Origin of the sequence: Paenibacillus sp. 276b (genome assembly GCF_900107875.1) — a bacterium.
Lineage (GTDB): Bacteria > Bacillota > Bacilli > Paenibacillales > Paenibacillaceae > Paenibacillus > Paenibacillus marchantiae.
The window spans coordinates 445,755-464,412 of the sequence record NZ_FNRR01000003.1; the positions used below are offsets into that span (position 1 = coordinate 445,755).

General features: G+C 47.0%; 19 protein-coding genes. 10 read left to right on the forward strand and 9 right to left on the reverse strand.

The annotated features are described in order from the left end of the window. Positions 1-337: 337 nt before the first annotated feature. The 4 genes from BLV50_RS17965 (at position 338) to BLV50_RS17975 (ending at position 2,528) form a co-directional block, all read left to right on the forward strand. A complete protein-coding gene (locus BLV50_RS17965; protein ID WP_063567767.1) occupies positions 338-961 on the forward strand; it encodes an acetate uptake transporter in 624 nt (207 codons plus the stop codon). 184 nt (positions 962-1,145) lie between these two features. Next, on the forward strand, positions 1,146-1,613 hold the full coding sequence (locus tag BLV50_RS32510; protein ID WP_063567766.1) for a hypothetical protein: 468 nt from the start codon (positions 1,146-1,148) through the stop codon (positions 1,611-1,613). Then, on the forward strand, positions 1,561-1,887 hold the full coding sequence (locus BLV50_RS17970; RefSeq protein ID WP_090809193.1) for a helix-turn-helix domain-containing protein: 327 nt from the start codon (positions 1,561-1,563) through the stop codon (positions 1,885-1,887). The genes BLV50_RS32510 and BLV50_RS17970 overlap by 53 nt, the downstream gene beginning before the upstream one ends. Before the next feature lie 128 nt (positions 1,888-2,015). Continuing rightward, positions 2,016-2,528 (forward strand): acyl-CoA thioesterase, encoded by a 513-nt coding sequence (locus tag BLV50_RS17975; protein ID WP_063567782.1) that lies wholly within the window; start codon positions 2,016-2,018, stop codon positions 2,526-2,528. Positions 2,529-2,546: 18 nt separating this feature from the next. Here the strand turns inward: BLV50_RS17975 and BLV50_RS17980 are convergent, their stop codons facing one another. Further along, positions 2,547-3,185: a TetR/AcrR family transcriptional regulator gene (locus tag BLV50_RS17980; protein WP_063567764.1), complete on the reverse strand. Its 639-nt coding sequence runs from the start codon at positions 3,183-3,185 to the stop codon at positions 2,547-2,549. A 195-nt stretch (positions 3,186-3,380) separates the two neighbouring features. On the opposite strand from BLV50_RS17980, the gene BLV50_RS17985 reads away from it, so the two are divergent. Then, the gene (locus BLV50_RS17985) at positions 3,381-4,148 is read left to right on the forward strand and encodes an SDR family NAD(P)-dependent oxidoreductase (protein WP_063567763.1); all 768 of its coding nucleotides are present in this window, start codon (positions 3,381-3,383) and stop codon (positions 4,146-4,148) included. 127 nt (positions 4,149-4,275) lie between these two features. On the opposite strand, the gene BLV50_RS17990 is transcribed toward BLV50_RS17985, so the two are convergent. Genes BLV50_RS17990 through BLV50_RS18000 form a run of 3 tightly spaced genes read right to left on the reverse strand, consistent with a single transcriptional unit; the run spans position 4,276 to position 6,623 of the window. Continuing rightward, entirely contained in the window at positions 4,276-4,599 is a 324-nt protein-coding gene (locus BLV50_RS17990) for a hypothetical protein (RefSeq protein ID WP_231952847.1), read from the reverse strand. Between the two features lie 45 nt (positions 4,600-4,644). After that, entirely contained in the window at positions 4,645-5,946 is a 1,302-nt protein-coding gene (locus BLV50_RS17995; protein ID WP_063567762.1) for a sensor histidine kinase, read from the reverse strand. Further along, positions 5,946-6,623 carry a response regulator transcription factor gene (locus BLV50_RS18000; RefSeq protein ID WP_063567761.1) on the reverse strand — a complete coding sequence of 226 codons (678 nt, stop codon included), beginning with the start codon at positions 6,621-6,623 and terminating at the stop codon, positions 5,946-5,948. The genes BLV50_RS17995 and BLV50_RS18000 overlap by 1 nt, the downstream gene beginning before the upstream one ends. Positions 6,624-6,874: 251 nt before the next feature. Between BLV50_RS18000 and BLV50_RS18005 the strand changes: the two genes are divergently transcribed. Genes BLV50_RS18005 through BLV50_RS18015 form a run of 3 tightly spaced genes read left to right on the forward strand, consistent with a single transcriptional unit; the run spans position 6,875 to position 10,716 of the window. Next, entirely contained in the window at positions 6,875-7,693 is an 819-nt protein-coding gene (locus BLV50_RS18005) for a polyphosphate polymerase domain-containing protein (protein WP_063567760.1), read from the forward strand. Further along, positions 7,686-8,369 carry a DUF4956 domain-containing protein gene (locus tag BLV50_RS18010; protein WP_063567759.1) on the forward strand — a complete coding sequence of 228 codons (684 nt, stop codon included), beginning with the start codon at positions 7,686-7,688 and terminating at the stop codon, positions 8,367-8,369. Before BLV50_RS18005 ends, BLV50_RS18010 begins: the two co-directional genes overlap by 8 nt. A gap of 22 nt (positions 8,370-8,391) precedes the next feature. Next, the gene (locus BLV50_RS18015; protein ID WP_090809194.1) at positions 8,392-10,716 is read left to right on the forward strand and encodes a carbohydrate-binding domain-containing protein; all 2,325 of its coding nucleotides are present in this window, start codon (positions 8,392-8,394) and stop codon (positions 10,714-10,716) included. Positions 10,717-10,942: 226 nt separating this feature from the next. Here BLV50_RS18015 and BLV50_RS18020 read toward each other — a convergent pair whose 3' ends face one another. Then, positions 10,943-11,521, reverse strand: coding sequence for a class I SAM-dependent methyltransferase (locus BLV50_RS18020; RefSeq protein ID WP_090809196.1), 579 nt, complete (start codon positions 11,519-11,521; stop codon positions 10,943-10,945). A gap of 156 nt (positions 11,522-11,677) precedes the next feature. Next, positions 11,678-12,349, reverse strand: coding sequence for an FHA domain-containing protein (locus BLV50_RS18025; RefSeq protein WP_090809198.1), 672 nt, complete (start codon positions 12,347-12,349; stop codon positions 11,678-11,680). Positions 12,350-12,571: 222 nt separating this feature from the next. Here BLV50_RS18025 and BLV50_RS32830 point away from each other — a divergent pair, with 222 nt between their 5' ends. Then, complete coding sequence (locus BLV50_RS32830; protein WP_170867836.1) at positions 12,572-12,727, forward strand: hypothetical protein; 156 nt, start codon at positions 12,572-12,574, stop codon at positions 12,725-12,727. Between the two features lie 413 nt (positions 12,728-13,140). Here BLV50_RS32830 and BLV50_RS18030 read toward each other — a convergent pair whose 3' ends face one another. Further along, positions 13,141-15,708, reverse strand: a complete 2,568-nt coding sequence (locus BLV50_RS18030; protein WP_090809200.1) for a DUF2339 domain-containing protein — start codon at positions 15,706-15,708, stop codon at positions 13,141-13,143. 250 nt (positions 15,709-15,958) lie between these two features. Next, positions 15,959-16,990, reverse strand: coding sequence for an LCP family protein (locus tag BLV50_RS18035; RefSeq protein ID WP_072733804.1), 1,032 nt, complete (start codon positions 16,988-16,990; stop codon positions 15,959-15,961). A gap of 113 nt (positions 16,991-17,103) precedes the next feature. Here BLV50_RS18035 and BLV50_RS18040 point away from each other — a divergent pair, with 113 nt between their 5' ends. Further along, a complete protein-coding gene (locus BLV50_RS18040; RefSeq protein WP_090809202.1) occupies positions 17,104-18,078 on the forward strand; it encodes an aldo/keto reductase in 975 nt (324 codons plus the stop codon). Between the two features lie 95 nt (positions 18,079-18,173). Here the strand turns inward: BLV50_RS18040 and BLV50_RS18045 are convergent, their stop codons facing one another. Then, positions 18,174-18,635 carry a MarR family winged helix-turn-helix transcriptional regulator gene (locus BLV50_RS18045; protein ID WP_063567752.1) on the reverse strand — a complete coding sequence of 154 codons (462 nt, stop codon included), beginning with the start codon at positions 18,633-18,635 and terminating at the stop codon, positions 18,174-18,176. Positions 18,636-18,658 lie beyond the last annotated feature (23 nt).

The following is an 18,658-nucleotide window of genomic DNA, read 5'->3' on the forward strand; positions in this document are numbered from 1 at the left end:
TAATTTTCAAATTCTTTAATGCTTCACATCAGTAAACTTTGAGGCAAAGGTTTTCATTTCCCCTCGATACTATCCCTTCTTCCAGGGAATGAACATGTAATTTTCCGTCTTTTTCCACCAAAAAACCGATCTCTTCGTTCTTGATCTCTAACACAAGCCTTACAAGGGAAGGGATAATGCCCCAAAGGTAATAAAATCCCTTTTCATACGAAATACATTCAGGTACAATAGGGCGATGTGTGTGTCCGGACCAGGCGGATACGAAATACGAAGTATAGAGGACGGTTCAGTTCGAACGGATCATCCTGATTTGATTATTTGGAGGCTCATCAACACCATGCAAACCGATTCACAGACTAAAGTCAAAATCATAAACGCCGATCCCAGCGCGATGGGATTATTTGGGTTGGCCATCGTCACTCTGGTCGCTTCCTCCCAAAAGCTTGGCATTACAGACGGCCTTAGCTACGCCATTCCTTGGGCGATTTTCCTCGGTGCCTTTGCCCAGCTGTTCGCTTGCATTCAAGATTCCAAACGCAACAATACCTTTGGTACAACTGCCTTCGGCGCATACGCATTCTTCTGGTTCGCGATGGGTGCCAACTGGCTGATCAAAATGGGCGTGTTTGGCTCCACTCTTGCGGAACAGGCAGATGGCAAGCAGCTCGGATTTGCTTTTGCCGGATACCTCGTGTTCACCCTGTTCATGACGCTGGGTGCCGTGGAAGCCAACAAAGTATTGCTCATCATTTTCATTCTCATTGACTTCCTGTTCCTTGGCCTGACCTTTGACGCTTTCGGCGTAGCTCCTCATATCTTCCATACCATCGCAGCTTATGCTGAAATGGGAATCGGAATCGTGTCGTTGTACGGCACAGGTGCTTCCGTACTGAACGCTCACTTCGGCTATACGTTCTTGCCCATCGGCAAGCCGGCTGGCATTTTCAGACCCAAGGCTTAATATACAGCATCAAACCGCCAGCGCGCCGGTCCGCGCCTGGCGGTTTTTTTGAATTATGCTTCACTTGAATAGGGATACAGCTTCTTTTTTACTTTTTACCATTTTTTTATTTCTTTTTCTGAAAAAAAGTATAATATTAACATGTCATATACAACATTCTACTAGGTGAGGGAGTTTATAACAAATGAGAAACAAAGCAAGATCGGCAGTTTTATCCTTAGCACTAGCCGCAACTTTGGCGATTCCAGCAGTAGTTAGCGCTGATAGCGTCCAAGCAAATCCGGCAGATGAGACAACGCCACCAATTGTTACTCCGTTCTCTGTTGGTAACCAACAGCCGCTCACAACTGTGAGCGCTGCTACTTCTATCGTCCCCGCTTATTTCTCGGTTCCAGCTGGTTACGGACATGGTAAATTCTACTTCCTAAACAATGGAACAAGCAATCTAACTGTTACGATGACACACTCATCAGGATTAGAGTATATTGCAGCTACTGTTAAGCCGGGAGCAGCATATACTTGGAGAAGCACGGCGGATTATCCGCAAGGTATGCGCGGTGGTGATTATACCATCTCATTCCATTGTTCCAGTGGTGTAAATGCAAAGTGGTCTGCATTCGCTTCCAATAGCGTCACTGAAGCTAACGCATAAAACATTAAAATCCGTTACGACTGATTATTCACAAAAAAGGATTCGAAATGTAACAGTGTATGACAGTCTATTATATTGGTACATCAGACGGCATGTCGTCGACGCTAGAAGCGCCTTAGCTTCCGATAATATCGGTGAACGAGCAGGACTCAAGCAGTCGGCTATTGCCCGTCTGGAGAGCTCCGCGCAGATTCCGCGCTTCGATACGCTCCAGAAGGTGGCTTTTGCGCTTGGCTTGCGCTTTGACTGGTTCCTGATGGCGAGGAAGAAGTGACCGACACCTATACTAGAACTAACATATAGAGAGGATGGACGCGGCATATCTTGCAGCGTCCATCAGCTATACTGTCAGGAGGACTACAAAGAATGAGAGAGATACCTAAACCTACGGAATTAGATCAAGTGGAGAGAAAGTATGTGCGCGAAACACGTTGTTTCAAGACGGCAAGAGTATTTCCAACCGATGTAAATAACCATAATACCTTGTTTGGCGGCAAACTCATGTCCTATATCGATGACATTGCATCCATCGCCGCATCCAAGTTGTGCCGGGTAAATACCGTTACGGCTTCGACCGATTCGGTCGATTTCTTGTATCCGATTAATCCGACGGATTCGGTGACGTTGGAATCCTTCGCATCGTGGACGGGACGAAGTTCGATGGAGATTTTTGTGAAGGTGATCCGCGAGGATCTGAAGACGGGGGAGAAGAAGATTGCGGCGACCGCATTCCTTACCTTTGTCGCTTTGGATGAAAATAACCGTAAACTCATTGTCCCTCGCATCATTCCGGAGACGGAGGAAGAGAAGAAATTATACGAGACTGCTCCAGCCCGGGCGGCCATGCGGAAACAACGGCGGGCAGAAAGCAAGAACTTCGCCGACTTCCTCACCGTTAGTTATCCTTGGGAATAAGAGAATCAGGCACGCTATTTAGTCCTGAAGCATGCGTTCATGAATGGTCCGGCCCTTCTGCCCTGGTTCAATCAGGAGACGGGTCGGTTTGATGTTAATTAGCGCGGTCAACTGTTCTCCCATGTAGTGGGAAGAATACTTGAACCCAATCTCCGCCCAGTGCATAATCACACCAACGGTCGCAGATACCAGGTAACTTAGCATGATATCGTAATTAATGGTGTAGTCGCTATCTTCGGTCACCAATACAAAATCCTCGGTTAAATATGTTCTGAACATATTGCAGAGTCTCGTTCCCATATCCCCATGCATCGTCATCAAGGCTCGAAAGATATCCTGATGTGCTTCGATATATTCAAATACAGGCATCGTTGATGGCAGCAATGCCGTCATATCCACTTCTTTTAACTCCGCGTAAGGTGATGCATAAGCTTGTCCCACGCCCTGCATGAAATCATCCAGAATGAATTGCAATAGCTCGGGTTTACCAGGAAAATGTAAATAGAACGTTCCCCGGTTATAATCTGCCCGCTCCGTAATGTCACGAATCGTGACGGCTTCAGCTCCCTTTTCCAATATCAAAGAAACTGCCGCAGCAATGATGGCATCCTGCGTTCTTCGTGCTCTCCGATCCTGAGGGTGTTCGATAATCAACATTTCCACCTCCTCTGTCCATTATTGTAACCTAAATGAACACCGCTTACATCTCTGTCCGATAGCTGACATATGCGCTGTCAATGATGATTGTCACATTACTATGTATATCTTAACATTGAGATAGGAACGATAGACCACAGGTTGAATGTTCACTCACAGTTCACCTGATTTCATTTTATAAGGAGCGAATACATGATGAGTACATCATATACCCAAACAGCCGTTATTACAGGAGCAGCCGGAGGCATCGGTAAAGAATTGGCACGCCGCCTTGCTGAACGCAAAATTAATCTGGTGCTGGTCGACCTGAACGAAGAAGCCATCCAGCAAACCATCACGGATCTGAAACTCGACAAAGAGCACGCCATTGCAGTGAAAGCAAACGTATCTCAGGAAGCCGACGTGAAAAACTATGTGCAGCAAGCACTTGATACGTTTGGTCGTATCGATTATTTTGCCAACAATGCCGGCATTGAAGGTCCAACCGGACTGATCGAGGATCTGAGCGTTGAAGCGCTCGACCTCGTATATAACGTCAATGTGCGCGGCGTATTCCTTGGTTTGCAGAACGTCATCCCTGTCATGAAAAAACAAAAATCTGGTGCGATTCTGAATACCTCTTCCCTCGCAGGTCTGATGGGTGCTCCAGCCGTATCTCCATATATTATGTCCAAACATGCCGTGATTGGCCTCACCCGCACAGCAGCGAATGAACTCGCGCCTCATGGTATTCGGGTTAACGCGGTATTGCCAGGCACCATTAATACCCGTATGATGCGTCAAATCGAAGCAAACTCCGGTAATGTGGAAGATTATCAATCAGCTACCGTATCCGCAATTCCGATGGGCCGCTATGGTGAACCGGAAGAAGTCGCAGCCATCATGAACTTCCTGTTATCCGAAGAAGCTTCGTATGTCACCGCTTCGCTCTATACTGTCGATGGCGGTATGATGGGTCAATAAGAAGAATGGGGCTAGCCTAACTTGGCTGACGCTTTAAAAGGTATTTCCGAGTGTACAATCCAAAATGACCTCAATTCCCACAATAACGTGGAGGCTGAGGTCATTTTTTTAATAGATTGATTTAAATTTAATCCACGTAGCCTGCGAGACCTTTTTCCATCAAGTAGTCCATTTCAGCATCCAGTATGCCTTCAACGGTTAGTTCATCCAGCTTTACATCTTTGCGGCTCAAAATGTAGTCGGCCAGATCGTCACCGTCGATATCCACGTCGCCTTTGGCATTTTCATGCGCCTTGTTAATGTACGCCTGCTCATGCTTCAGGACAAGAGCGATATTCGCTTCGCTTGCCTTCGTCTTCTCTGCAATATATGCCTTCATTTCCTGTTCATTCATTGAATTTGCTTCAGTCACGTTAAAGTCAGCTCCTTGATTCATACGTTCTGTTGCCATTGTAGCATAGGTTAACCCAGAACAGACATGCCTTATTCCTTATCCCTAGGATAAACGAACGTAAAATGTTGCACCTTCCCCTACTACACTGCGGGCGTAAATCTCACCTTTGTGCTGCTCCACGATCGACCTTGCAATCGCAAGACCCAATCCATGTCCACCATGTTTCCGTGCTCTGGAGGCATCCGTGCGATAGAAGCGATCGAAGATCCGGTCCAGATGTTCGTGCGCAATGCCTTCTCCCGTGTTGGAAACGGCCAGCACAACGTCATTGTTCTGTTTCTTCAACGATACGTTGACCGAGCCCTTGGCTCTGGAGTATTTCACAGCATTATCGAGCAAAATCAGAATGACCTGCTTGATCTGTTCGCTGTTGCCATGGACCATGAGCTGCGGCTCAATGCTGTAGTCCAGAGATATATTTTTCTCAAAAATCACGGCCTCCATCGTTAAGATAATCGTCTCCACCGCATCGCTCATATTGAATTTGGCATGAATCATCGAGGATCTTGAATCGTCAATTTGAGTCAGATATAACAGATCATTCGTCAGTCCCGACATGCGTTCCGTCTCCGACTTGATGTAATGCAGCCATTTGGCTTGATTCTCAATCGTATCCTCCCGGTTCGCGAGAAGCACATCTGTGTTGGTATTAATGATCGCCAGCGGCGTTTTCAACTCATGTGAAGCATCGGCTATGAACTGCTTTTGCTTTTCAAAGGCTTCCTTAACCGGGGTAATAGATCGATTGGCGAAATAACGGCTCAGGAAGTAGATGACGATCAGCATGATCAAACCTACGACGGCAAAAGTATAAATCAGATTCGTAAGGATGCCCTGTTGGGCCGTCACATCGATGAACACAATCATATGCCCTGTGCTGCTCGGGTCGATCACATAAGCCCAGTCCGTTCCATTGAGTGTAAACTGTCCGGTCTTGCGATCCAGATCGTCGACTTTATTCACCTTTTGCAAAGCTTCAGTATAGAACGTGTCATCCATATCAAACCTGGAGTGTGCATCCGTGATTTTCCATTCACTGTCCGTCTTGACCATGAACGATACAGAGCGTCCTGGCGGTGAATTCGGATCACTCCCTGGAGCTCCATTCGCAATGGAATCGGACGGTAGTGATCCCGTCCCCGAATCTCTGTCATCACCGCGAGGCATCTTGCTGGAGTTGTAAGGCCCATGATAGAAATCCGACACTTTGAACAGTTCCATGTTGGTTTCCCGCTGTACATTCTGGTACGTAATGATGTAGATCGTGGCAAAGGCAACCAGCATCATAATTGATATGGATACCAGGTTCACGATCAGAAATCGGTTTCTGAGTTTCTTGAACATCAGGACGTCACCTCAAGTACGTACCCCACACCCCTAATCGTATTGATGCGGACCGAGGAGTTCAGGAAGGTTAATTTTTTGCGTAAAAACGAGATGTACACCTCCACATTGTTATACTCCACTTCCGAATCGAAACCCCACAATTTCTCAATAATCTGCTCTTTGGAAGTAATGGCCTGTTTGCGCGTGATTAGCAGTTCCAGCAGTTCATTTTCTTTCAGATTCAGCTTGATCTCCTTGCCTTGCACACTCAGCTTCAGCTGCGTCGTGTTCAGTTCGATGTCACCGAACTTCAGTCCATCCTCTGGAACAACTTCTCCCTTCCTTCTCAAGGCTGCCCGAATCCGTGCGAGCAATTCCTCCGTGGCAAAGGGCTTTGCTATATAATCATCGGCTCCATAATCCAGCCCGGTCACTTTGTCTGAAATTTCTCCTTTGGCTGTGAGCAGAATGACAGGCGTATGATTGCCTTCGCTGCGCAGTTTTTTCAGCACGGTAATCCCGTCCATTTCCGGCATCATAATGTCCAGCAGCAACAGATCATAGATTCCACTTAGCGCATAATCCAGACCCGATCTCCCGTCATGCACCATGTCTACAGAGTAATTGTGTTTTTTCAATATTTGCGATACGGCTTCTGCCAAATGAACCTCATCTTCCGCAATTAGTATTCTCATCGGTTCTTCATTCCTCTGCATGAATTGGTTTCGATATATGTCAATCTATTATACCAACGATTGTAGCAACCGAACCTTGAATCAATCTTAATTTCAGTTTTTTCGCGAACTATTAAAGGAAGGTAAAAAAAGATCAACGGAATGTAAAATCATTTAAGATTCATTCAAGGTTGGCGCTCTAAGATACAAACATGGAAGCAATACACGATGCAACAAAACATACAAAACATGGATGAAAGGACTGAACCCCAATGGCAATTGAAGTATTCAACCGATATGAGAGCAAGTATCTCCTGACAGATGAGCAATACGAGAACTTCTACACCGATCTGCTGAAGTATATGGAACTGGACGCCTTTAACAAGAAACACGAGTTTTACTCCATCAGCAATCTGTACTTCGACACTCCGCAGGACTCCCTGATCCGCGCAAGTCTCTCTAAACCTAAATACAAGGAGAAGCTGAGACTGCGGGCATACGGAGTTCCTGAAGAGAATGCGAAGGTATATCTGGAGATCAAAAAGAAAGTATTTGGCCTGGTGAACAAACGCCGAACTGCCCTGAAGCTGGATGAAGCCTACGAATTTGTTCGGACAGGCAAAGCACCTGATCTCGCCGATTACATGAACAAACAGGTTGTCGAAGAGATCAAGTATTTCCTCCGGCTGTACGATCTGGAACCAAAAGTATATCTGGCGTATGAACGCAAGGCACTGTTCGACAAGAACAGCCGCGATCTCCGCATCACCTTTGATACCAACATCCGCAGTCGTAGATACGATCTGAAGCTGGAGCAAGGAGATTATGGTGAGCCGCTGGTGAAAGACGGACGCTGGCTGATGGAAGTCAAAGCCGAGAAAACCGTTCCGATGTGGCTCTCCCAACTGTTATCCGAACACGGTCTTTACCGCACCGGATTCTCGAAATACGGCAATGAGTACAGACATCTGGCCAGAACAACCAACCTGAACTACCAGACTGAACGAGAATTGCTGCCGGGTACCGATTTCAACCCATCCATAGAACAAGAAAAAACAATCACAGAAAGAGAGCGTGTCCTGTATGCTTGATTCCATCTTTAGTTCCGCACTAACCGATACAACTCTGACCTTCAGCAATGCCATTGTTACCATCGGCCTTGCCATCATTATGGGGGCCATTATCAGCCTGACATACATGAAGACCAATCAAAGCACCTACTCCCAGAGCTTTACGCTAACCATGGTTGTTTTGCCAGTCATCGTAGCCATTATCATTCTTCTGATCGGCAGCAACATTGCCCGTGCATTCAGCCTCGCCGGTGCCTTCTCCATCATCCGATTCAGAAGTGCGCCTGGTGACCCGAAAGATATTGCTTATGTTTTGTTCACCATGGCTTCCGGTCTTGCCTGCGGTGTAGGCGCATTCGGTTATGCCGTAATGTTCACCATCATCCTGTGTGTACTGATGTTTGTCCTGAGCCGCTTCAACTTCGGAGCGAAGAAAAGCCAGCAAAAAACGTTGAAAGTGACTATTCCCGAGAATCTGAGTTACGAAGAAGCACTGGACGAAGTATTCCACAAATTCAATGTCGTACATGAGCTCAAAAAAATCAGAACAACCGAACTTGGCAGTCTGTACGAGCTGGTCTACAACGTAACCATTCATGAAAGTGTCAATCAAAAAGAATTCCTCGACATGATCCGTACCCGAAACGGTAATCTGGATATCTCGTTAACTATGAGTCCAACAGCCACTGAATATTAAAATTCGAAGGGAACGATATAATATGAAAAAGAAAATCATAACTGGCAGCAAACTGTGGTCCGTCGCGATGATTACTGCAATGGTTACAGCTTGCAGCGCTCCGGCAGCAACCAGCAGCACTGCAAACGCCGCAGTGTCAACGACAGGGACAACCAAAACCGTATCCGTCAGTGAACAAACCTCGGTGAAGTATGCCGATCTGGTCACAATGGATGCAGACGATACCAACGTTAGCTGGAGTGCAACAGATTCCACAACGATTAAGCTGAACGGGACGACCGCTTCCATCACAGGATCGGGTGCAAAAGCAGCAAACGGATCAGTAACCATCTCCGCAGCAGGTACCTATGTACTTAGCGGCAAACTTACCGATGGACAGATTGTAGTTAATGTTGCTGATAAGGGCACCGTACATCTCGTATTAAACGGGGCAACAATCAATGATAACGACAGTGCAGCCATCTATATCCAGAAAGCGGGCAAAGCTATCATTACGCTGGAGGAAGGAACCGAGAATGCTGTCTCCGATGGCAAGACATACGTATACGCCGACGCTACAACGGATGAGCCGGATGCAGCCATCTTCAGCAAGGCAGACCTGACGTTCAATGGTACAGGCAAGCTGACGGTTACAGGCAACTACAATGAAGGTATTACGAGCAAGGATGATCTGAAAATCGTCAGTGGCACAATTAACGTCAAATCTGCGGATGATGGCATCAAAGGTAAAGATATGGTGGCCATTCAAGCCGGTACCATTACCATTGATTCAGAAGGTGACGGCATTAAATCCACAAACGATACGGATACGACTAAAGGCTTCGTTGCCATTGCTGGAGGTACATTCAACATCCAGAGCGGCAGCGACGGCATTCAAGCGGAAACCGCATTGGTTACGGATGGCGGCACATTTAACATCGTAACCGGAGGCGGCAGTGCCAATGCACCAGAAAAAGTAGAAGAAGGGCCATTTGGCGGCGGTGGCGGCGGATGGGGTGGCGGTACACCTCCAACCGATATGGGTACACCTCCGGATGGTGAACCACCTGCTGATATGCCGAGCAATAATGGCACGAATGCAACAGGCGCAGCTCCATCCAGCTCTACAAATGCCAAAGCACCTGCTGATTCCAATGCGGATGCAGACACAAGCACAACAACAGAAGAAGAAACGACGAGTGCCAAAGCACTTAAAGCTGGAGTTGACCTCACCGTCAATGGCGGTACGTATACCATTGATTCCATGGATGATTCCCTGCACAGTAACAACAATGTAATTGTCAATGACGGCAAGTTCAGCATTGAATCCGGTGATGACGGGATTCATGCAGATCAGGCGCTTACCATTAACGGCGGAACGATCACCATTGCCAAGAGCTATGAAGGCCTTGAAGGTGCAATCATCACCCTGAACGATGGGGATGTGGATGTGACTGCATCAGATGATGGCGTGAATGCTTCGGGTGACATAACTGCAACTGACGCTGATGCTAATGCCGATGCTGCAACCACTGCAGATGACAGTACTAAAGCAGCCGATACCGATACAACTGCAGTTTCCAACGCTTCTGTTACAGAGACGACTGGCACAACATCAACTACGGATCAGTCCAATCAAAGTACAGACGCGAATAGCAATGCTCGCCCACAAGGCGGTGAGCCAGGTGGTATGCCGGGTGAATCCGCCAGCAACAGTGAGCTTCATATCAACGGCGGTTCCCTCACCGTAAATGCAGGCGGCGATGGACTGGATTCGAATGGCTCCATCTATATGACAGACGGAACGGTCATTGTGAACGGTCCAACGGATAATGGCAACGGTCCACTCGACTATGATGGTACATTCGAGATGAGTGGTGGATATTTGGTCGCTGCCGGCAGTTCCGGCATGGCACAAGGTACATCCGATACATCAACTCAAAATACAATCGTGATGACATACCCTGAAACACAAAAAGCAGGCACACTCGTTCATGTGCAAGACAGTGAAGGCAATAACATCCTGACCTTTGCTCCAGCGAAAGATTATCAATCTGTTGTGGTTAGTTCCCCTGATCTGAAGAAGGATGGATCTTACGTGATTTACTCCGGCGGAACATCGACGGGCAAAGCAGTGGATGGACTCTATACAGACGGAACGTATAGTGGTGGAACCAAAGTGGTTGCCTTCCAATCCACAAGCAATGTAACTTGGGTGAATGAATCTGGTGTTACAACTGCTAATACAGGTATGGGTCCAGGTGGAGGCGGTGGCCAAGGTGGATTCGGCGGCGGAAGAAACAGACCGCAATCGGGTACAACAACCGATACTACAGGTACAACGGGCACTACGGATACCGCGAAGTAAGTTAAGATTCAGGTCATAAAAGCCAACAAATAAATGATTAAAAACAAGGGATGTCCCATACGTCATGAATATGACGGAGGACATCCCTTGTTTTTGCTATTTTGTTCTAAAGAAGCTCGTACAAGCTATCCGCTCCCATTGGATGAAGGAATAACGTTGCTGATGTTCATTAAATGCTGCATTCCTTAATTATTCACCTTTTAATATGCGGTAGGTTTGTTAGTACTCAAAACGTATATACATACACCTTGGTACGCAACGTGTCCCGGCATGTGATTGTCCGTAGCGGTACCTTGCCTGGCAATGCAAAACAGACGCTAATCACCTTTGCTCCCGGAGGCAGCTCCCGAGTGAACTTGTCGACGAGTCGATTCATTGCTCCAGGAAACAAATAACAGATGACGCAATCTGCGTGTTCATATGAACTGGTATAGATGTTGCCACGGATGAATCGCAACCGTCCCTCCAGAGAGTGGCGCTTTCCCTTCGCTCGCCGTAAACGGACACTTAGAAAAGCAATCAGTTGGGAGGCCCATAAGGGAACAATTGAATTCTCAATACCCGTTAGCCGTTTGCCTGGACAATGCCTCACTACGTCCAGTGCGAGCGTTCCCCAGCCGGAGCCTGCTTCAATCACGTCACCGTAACCGCGAATACGGTTGACCTCTTGAATGACTGCCTGCCTGACGATGCTGGATGTGGGCATCGGTGAGATTCCATTTTTCCAACTGACCAGCACGATGGATACTACCGATATAAGTGTCACCACAGCAATCAGCCATGGGATAAATTGAAATATGAACATAACCTCAACCCTTTGGATTTTAATTAAGAGGTGGCATTTGCACTTTCATCATAACAAAAGAAGCTTCCCCAGGTCTAAAAAACCTGACAGAAGCTTCCTTCTTGTTATTCTATTTTGGCTGTATCTCCATTCCATCCCGCTGCTCATTCCACGCATTCAGTCCGGCACATGGGACTTCATGTATACACCCTTTTTGTACACCGATTTGATTGTAAAATGTACGCCCAGCTTGCGATTCGTCCGGTAGATCAGCGAGTTAATCTCGTCAATGCCTACCGGTTCACTCTCCAGCATGCTTCGCTCCGGCCACACTTGGCCAACAATCTGCTCCCGTGTCACAAAGTGATCCAACTGGCTGTACAATAGCTTGAACAGTTGGTACTCTTTCTTGGACAGTGGAATCTCCACTTCTCCAATCTGCACCGTTTGCAGGTGATCCTGTAAACGCACGCCCTCGCCCAGCAGGTCAGATAGCCGATATTCTCTCGTTTCTTCGAGGTCCCCTTCTACGCGAAGCTGAATCAAGCCGTTGACCAGGGTCAAGCTGTCTCCTTCGGCAAATGGGTATTTCTCATAAGGAACGAGGCGATGCCCGTTCAATTCCGTTCCATTTTTGCTATCCAGATCCTCAATCCAAAGTTGCTGCTGCACATCATAATGAATGCGGCAATGCCGCTTCGATATCAACTGATTGTAGACAGACAAGTCCAGTTCATCTCCACCCGTATAACGCCCCACTGTAATAGAACGCCCCTGGCTGACATAAGCGAACGAACCGTCACTTTCCTGCCCTGGCGTACGAATGACGATTTTTGCCGTCTCCCGCATGTTATTCTCCCACCTTCAAATATCACTCTATCTCTATGAGCGTCCCGTTCATAAATAATGATAAATTCATCAGATTTGTTCCATTGTTTGCATCCATAATAATTTATATAGTGTATACAGGCATCGTTATATGCTTTTCTCTACTATACCAGACGTTGTGCCTTTTTTCTCATAACAGTCGTATCCATGCCCTAGCCCAATCAACAAGAGAGGTCCCTCATCATGAACAAAAAAAACATTTTCATATATGTGCTGCTCGCCTTCACCCTATCCATTACATTAACAGTGCTCTCCCGCATCAATGATGATCACGGAGAATCACTGAAAGGCACAACCACAACCGAAACTTCATGGTTGCAACTGAATACCCAGCCGTAAGTATACTCTATTATAACGTGATCAACAGAAAAAACGTTTCACGAATGTCATCTTATGCTGGGTCATGCTATTCTGAATGAGGTTCAGATCATAATCCGTTCATCAGAATAAGGCCCCTGGACGCTAAAAACCAGCGCTCAAGAGCCTCATTTTAATGCATATTTATGATATGGATACCAATCAGTTCATCCGATAATGACTTATGTCAAAAGCGATGTTGCAACGGCATCCCCCGCCCTCAGCGCCGCTTTTTTCTGATACCAAGTTTCCTCCACCCATACACAATAAGAGCTACAGAGCCAGCAATCCATAATAATTGCCATAACATGATACTCAGATCAAATCCCATGTTGTATCCCTCCCCCCAAAAATTGTGAATGATGTATCGAATATCCTGAAATTGGTTTTTTATCCTACGGCAGATCGGATTCATTAGACTGTTCTATCTCTCTAGCCTGAATTTCCTCCATCCGACTCGACACCTTCTGATACAGATAAGAAATGCCAAGCAGCAGTATGCCAAAGCTGAAATAGGCAATGATCTTGCTGCCCGATGTAAGCAATCCCACATCATAGAACACCATTTTCCCGGTGGAAAATAACGTCAGGCCCAGACCGAGGCGCCGAATCATCACATATTTTCTTCGGAACCCGTAGGCGATATACAGGATCGCAAGCAGCAGATAGATTAGGCTGAACATCAGCCCTACATCTCCCCAATGGAACTGGACCGTCAAGAACATGGTGATGACACCCAGCAGATAGAACCCTGCGATCACCGGATACCATTCAACGCTCTTGAACTGCCCGCGGATTGCCGTGATCAGCAGATCCCTTCCTGCAAAAAACACGCCCACATTAAAGATAATTAATACGAGTAAACCTACGACTTCAGCCGCTGTGTGCTGCTGAACATCCGGCTGAAGTGCCGGCATGGATAACGTTACTGCCAGTGCAATACAACAGCCCACCGCATGCAGGAAGACGATGTAACCCTGCACGATCCGATCACGCAAAAGCCTCACTTTACTCAATCCATAGGCCATGGCAATGGTCAGCGCAGCGAACATCAGCCATTTGTAGAACAGGTATAACAGGAATGAGTCATCAACTGCTTTCATATACAATTCATTCGATTCATACAGCACATATAACCACAGATTGGCGAGTGTGATGTACTTGAATGCATTCAAAAAGCCAAGCTCTATCTGGCTATAATGATATTTCTCTCCGGATAGGGAGCCGTTGCGATCCAAGGCGTAATAGAGTGTAATAAGCAGCGCACCCAGCGTGATGCAGGAGTATTTTAGCATGAAATAGGATTGCTCCCCCATGATGAACAGCACCAGCACGTCATAGTACACAAAGGTGAACATGCACAGAAGCACGATTCCCCATCCAGCACGTTCCACCAACTTGAACCGCTTCAGATGTCCGAGCGTAACCAACAGAATTCCTTCGATCAGCCAGCCCATAGACAGCCACTTCGCACCAAACTGGAACGGTATAATCAGAATGGCAAAGGTCAGTGAAGTCACGTAGAACAATAGAAGGGTCTGCTTTTCCTGAGGCATCCTCTGCTGGATAAAACGGGCGAGCCCGAAATAGACCAGAGCAAAAATCAGAGCAAGCAAACCTTGTGCGTCATTCCAGCCCGCTGCATCGAACAATACATATAACATCAGGCAGCTGATGCTCGTATTCATGGCGAGCAGTGCAAAGTCCCACCAGGTTAACTTCACCCGATGTTTAAACGGATACGCCAGTGTAATGCCGAGATATAATGCAAATGTCACAATGGAATACACCATGCCGATCTTCTCACTTGGTGAGAGCCATAACAGGATGAGCATGGACGGTGTGTTGAACAGAAAACTGATATAGTGCACGATTGGCCACCGTTTGCCAAATGAAATCCATACAATAATTCCGTTCAGGAGCAACAGATAAATCATGGCCACATACACAGCCGAGCCTTGAAGGCCGAAATAGGCCACATAGGAGATTAACGGCAGATATCCTCCAACCAAACCAAGTGAGCAGATGGTCCTGGACTGATACCTCAACGATAGCAGCACGGATATGGCCGAAACCAACACCGACAAGGCAAGTCCCGTATATAACCCGATAATATGCAGTAAAAAGTAACTGTAGAAGATCGAGCCAAATAGAACGGAAATCCCACCTCCCAGCAGCCCCATCGCGAACGTCTGTCTTTTACGCCGGAACAGCCACTCACCCCCGGCAAGCATAAGCGCACCAAGCAGGAAGAACGCTACGCCTTTCACCTCATCGCTGAACCAGGTCTTGTAGGAGTACTGAAAGGCTGCACCAACGCCAAGAATGATCAGCAGGATGGCGACCTTGTTGATCCAGCTCAGGCCAATCTTCATCTCCATCCGATTCTGGCGAATGCGCCGCTGAATGGTCTCTTCGCTTAAGCCTTCTTCTGCCATATGCTCATATCCTTGTTGCATCTGTCCGCGCAGCGCCTCTTCCCTCTCCCACAGGGTCTGCCTATGCAATGCAATACGTTCCTGCACCTCAGCAGCCAGATGAGCAATTCTTTCCTTCATCTCATTGGCGTCACCCTGAAGTTCCTCTGAAGCTCGGTTGAATATGGCATTCAAATTCACTTTGGCGCGGTGCTCATGCGCCACGAGCCGATCATTATGTACACTCGTCTTTCCCCGAAAGTAGGTCTCCATCTTCTCCTGGGATACACGAATGAGATTCAATTTCTCATCCAGCATCTGTTCGGATAGAGCCATGCGAAGACGGGCATTCTCCTCTTCCATTTTCCGTGTGCGTACTTCAAGCTGTTGCAGCTTGAGTTGGTGCGCTTCATATTGCGTTCGCAGTTGTTCGTTCTGCACGATCAGGTCATCGGATTGATAGTCCTGAAGCAGAGCATTATATTCCTTTACCAGCTGCTTCTGCTGCTCCTGAACCTGGTGAAGCCGATCCTTGAACTCTTTCATGAGCTTCCTCCGTTGGTTGATGTTGAATTCATTCCCTATATTTTACTATATGTATGCCATAAAATGGGGTTTAAGGAATAGAATCATTCAACCGTTTTCTGCGGATTGGAAGTCGTTACGGGATTTTTTCAAAAAGCTTACATAAAAAAAAGCCCGGGAAGCATCAGCTCCCAGGACTCTCATTCATTGATATAGTCATTCTACACACGTATACAACTTCAGGTCATCTTACTGAGCCTCGGATACTTGCTTACGCCGGATCTTTCGTATCCGCCGTCTCCGGCTCCATAATTTCGGTGGTATCCGGGTCCAGCCAGTTCGCGAGCAGGGTCCGTACATATTGCAGATCACTCTCTGACAAATCATAGTACCATGTGCCGCTGCGTGTTGCGCCTTCACCCTTCAGCATGTAATTGCTGATTGTTGGCGTGCTGTCTTTCATATATAGAGACTCGGCAAATTTCACGATGAAATCCGAGTTCATGTTGGTTGTAAAATTCGATCCGGCGATTTGGATAACGTCCGGGATCTTGGTCAGGTTTTTGACCTCAAGCGCACGATTCATGAAGGCACTTAGAAAAAGACGGTGCCGCATCGTCCGATTGAAATCGGAATCTTCCCGGTAACGGACATAGCCCAGCGCTTCTTCGCCGCTGTAGATCGGTTTGTTCGCTTCAACAAACAGCTTCTCATGCGTTTTCAATTTGTTCTCAATATTTTTCTTAATCGGCAATTCAACACCGCCAACCGCATCAACAATATCCTTGAGTCCGTTAAAATTAATCGCGGCATAGAAATCGACTTTGTTTTCCAACAAATGCTCTACGGTATCCATCGCCATCTTGGCTTCACCATGCGCATAGGCTGAATTAATCTTCGACTTTACATCCCGGCCGATAATATCGGTGTAGGAGTCACGTGGAATCGACAGCAGCAACACTTTATTTTCTTCCGGACGCACAACAGAATAGATCATGGTATCCGAACGGCTTGGTTCGTTATCCCGTTGATCAATTCCTAACAACAACAGCGAGAATGGATCGGTATGTTCTACAACAGGTGCATCCTTATCGCCAACAGGCTTGAAGGATTCATCGAGCGTTTCCTTTACGGTTTCCGAAGCAAACAGGTTAAATGCAAACACAACGAGTTGCTTTTGATAGATAAATCCGAGTCCCCCCAGCACAATTAAAGTACTCAGGATGATAATCAAAGGTTTCTTCCATCTCTTCTTCGGTTTCTTCGGCTTCCGTCTGGTTAAATGTGCGGCACTGTTCTCCATCATATCTCCTTTAATAACGGTCTTAGAATCATTTAACTATATTAATAACACGTTTTCAATAGATTACGTTATAATCTGCTATACAAGAAATGACACAGAAGGAGCGATGAACGATGGAATATCGACGTTTGGGGAATAGCGGTCTGCGCGTTTCCGCACTTGGACTCGGCACCAATGCCTTTGGTAAACGGGCGGATGACCCAACTTCTATCCGCATTATTCATGCGGCACTGGATCAGGGAATCAATTTTATCGATACCGCCAACATCTACGCCGGAACAGAATCGGAGCGGATTATTGGACAAGCCTTGAAGGGCAGACGGGAAAACGCTGTGCTTGCTACCAAAGCCGGACTTCCCCGGCATGAGGGTCCCCATGGGCGCGGTTCCTCCCGCTATCATTTGCAGCAAGAGCTTGAACATAGCCTGCGGCGTCTGCAAACGGACTATGTGGATCTGTATCAGATCCATACCTTTGATCCGCACACCCCGCTGGATGAGACGCTGCGCACATTGGACGATATGGTCACTTCCGGCAAAGTCCGCTATATCGGAGCTTCCAACTATGTAGCCTGGGAGCTGATGAAAGCCCTTGGTACCAGCGAGCTAAAAGGATATGTACGTTATATCTCGACCCAAACCAGCTACTCTCTGGCTGATCGCACACCTGAGCTTGAACTTGTACCGATGTGTCTTGATCAAGGCGTAGGTATCATTCCATATTTCCCGCTGGCTGGTGGCATTCTGACAGGCAAATACAACGGTGAAGCGGGCGTGCCTTCCGGTTCCAGAGCGGATACCGATCCGGCCTTCAATCGTTTCCTGCTGGAACACAATATTAAATTAGGTGAGCAGGTCAGCGAAAAGGCATCGGCGTATGGCTGCTCTCCAAGTGTCCTGTCGCTTGCATGGCTGCTGGCACGCCCTGCTGTTTCGACGGTTATCGTTGGGGCAACGAGCACGGAACAGCTGGAGCATAATCTGGCTAGCCTGGACATGAAACTGACCGATGATATAATCTCGCAGCTCGATCAACTCAGCGACTCTTTCCGTCATGGTAAGCCATTTGCGACTTATCGGATTAATTGAATCAATACAAAAAACCTCCCGGCTAAAAAGTCTGGGAGGTACAACTTCACTACACTCTGTAGTCTAATAAAGCATAGAAAAAATCTTTCTATGAATTAAACATCTGTTTTATGTTGGATAAATTCCTGCATGATTTCCATGTATTCATCCTTACGATCACTTAACACATCAAAGAACACCTTGTCCGCGGCTTCAACAAGATGAATACCTTCAAGCGCCAAGCGAGTTCCTTCCGGCGTTGTTGTAATAATATTCGCACGGGTATCGGTAAGATGACGCTTGCGAGTTATTAACTCTCTCTTTTCAAGAGCACGGAGCACTTGAGAAGTAACGTTAACATCCACATTGGCAAATTGCGCAAGCTGGACCTGAGTTACCCCCTTACCCTCTGTATCGCGTTCATTGAGCCACACACAGGCATGCAATAATACAAATTGGGGTTGTGTTAATTCCAGAGGCTCGAGCACCCTGCGTATTTCCTTTTGCCACATCGTAGTAACCTGCCATAGCAGATACCCCGGACTTTCCTGAGCATTTTTATACCGTGAGCTTTCCATCTCATATACCTCCATCATTACAC

Excerpts from the sequence above, each read along its gene's own strand:
- BLV50_RS17965 (WP_063567767.1), top strand. The coding sequence starts at position 338 with ATGCAAACCGATTCACAGACTAAAGTCAAAATCATAAACGCCGATCCC.
- BLV50_RS32510 (WP_063567766.1), top strand. The coding sequence starts at position 1,146 with ATGAGAAACAAAGCAAGATCGGCAGTTTTATCCTTAGCACTAGCCGCA.
- BLV50_RS17970 (WP_090809193.1), top strand. The coding sequence starts at position 1,561 with ATGCAAAGTGGTCTGCATTCGCTTCCAATAGCGTCACTGAAGCTAACG.
- BLV50_RS17980 (WP_063567764.1), bottom strand. The coding sequence starts at position 3,185 with ATGTTGATTATCGAACACCCTCAGGATCGGAGAGCACGAAGAACGCAG.
- BLV50_RS17985 (WP_063567763.1), top strand. The coding sequence starts at position 3,381 with ATGAGTACATCATATACCCAAACAGCCGTTATTACAGGAGCAGCCGGA.
- BLV50_RS17990 (WP_231952847.1), bottom strand. The coding sequence starts at position 4,599 with ATGGCAACAGAACGTATGAATCAAGGAGCTGACTTTAACGTGACTGAA.
- BLV50_RS17995 (WP_063567762.1), bottom strand. The coding sequence starts at position 5,946 with ATGTTCAAGAAACTCAGAAACCGATTTCTGATCGTGAACCTGGTATCC.
- BLV50_RS18000 (WP_063567761.1), bottom strand. The coding sequence starts at position 6,623 with ATGAGAATACTAATTGCGGAAGATGAGGTTCATTTGGCAGAAGCCGTA.
- BLV50_RS18005 (WP_063567760.1), top strand. The coding sequence starts at position 6,875 with ATGGCAATTGAAGTATTCAACCGATATGAGAGCAAGTATCTCCTGACA.
- BLV50_RS18010 (WP_063567759.1), top strand. The coding sequence starts at position 7,686 with ATGCTTGATTCCATCTTTAGTTCCGCACTAACCGATACAACTCTGACC.
- BLV50_RS18015 (WP_090809194.1), top strand. The coding sequence starts at position 8,392 with ATGAAAAAGAAAATCATAACTGGCAGCAAACTGTGGTCCGTCGCGATG.
- BLV50_RS18020 (WP_090809196.1), bottom strand. The coding sequence starts at position 11,521 with ATGTTCATATTTCAATTTATCCCATGGCTGATTGCTGTGGTGACACTT.
- BLV50_RS18025 (WP_090809198.1), bottom strand. The coding sequence starts at position 12,349 with ATGCGGGAGACGGCAAAAATCGTCATTCGTACGCCAGGGCAGGAAAGT.
- BLV50_RS32830 (WP_170867836.1), top strand. The coding sequence starts at position 12,572 with ATGAACAAAAAAAACATTTTCATATATGTGCTGCTCGCCTTCACCCTA.
- BLV50_RS18030 (WP_090809200.1), bottom strand. The coding sequence starts at position 15,708 with ATGAAAGAGTTCAAGGATCGGCTTCACCAGGTTCAGGAGCAGCAGAAG.
- BLV50_RS18035 (WP_072733804.1), bottom strand. The coding sequence starts at position 16,990 with ATGGAGAACAGTGCCGCACATTTAACCAGACGGAAGCCGAAGAAACCG.
- BLV50_RS18040 (WP_090809202.1), top strand. The coding sequence starts at position 17,104 with ATGGAATATCGACGTTTGGGGAATAGCGGTCTGCGCGTTTCCGCACTT.
- BLV50_RS18045 (WP_063567752.1), bottom strand. The coding sequence starts at position 18,635 with ATGGAAAGCTCACGGTATAAAAATGCTCAGGAAAGTCCGGGGTATCTG.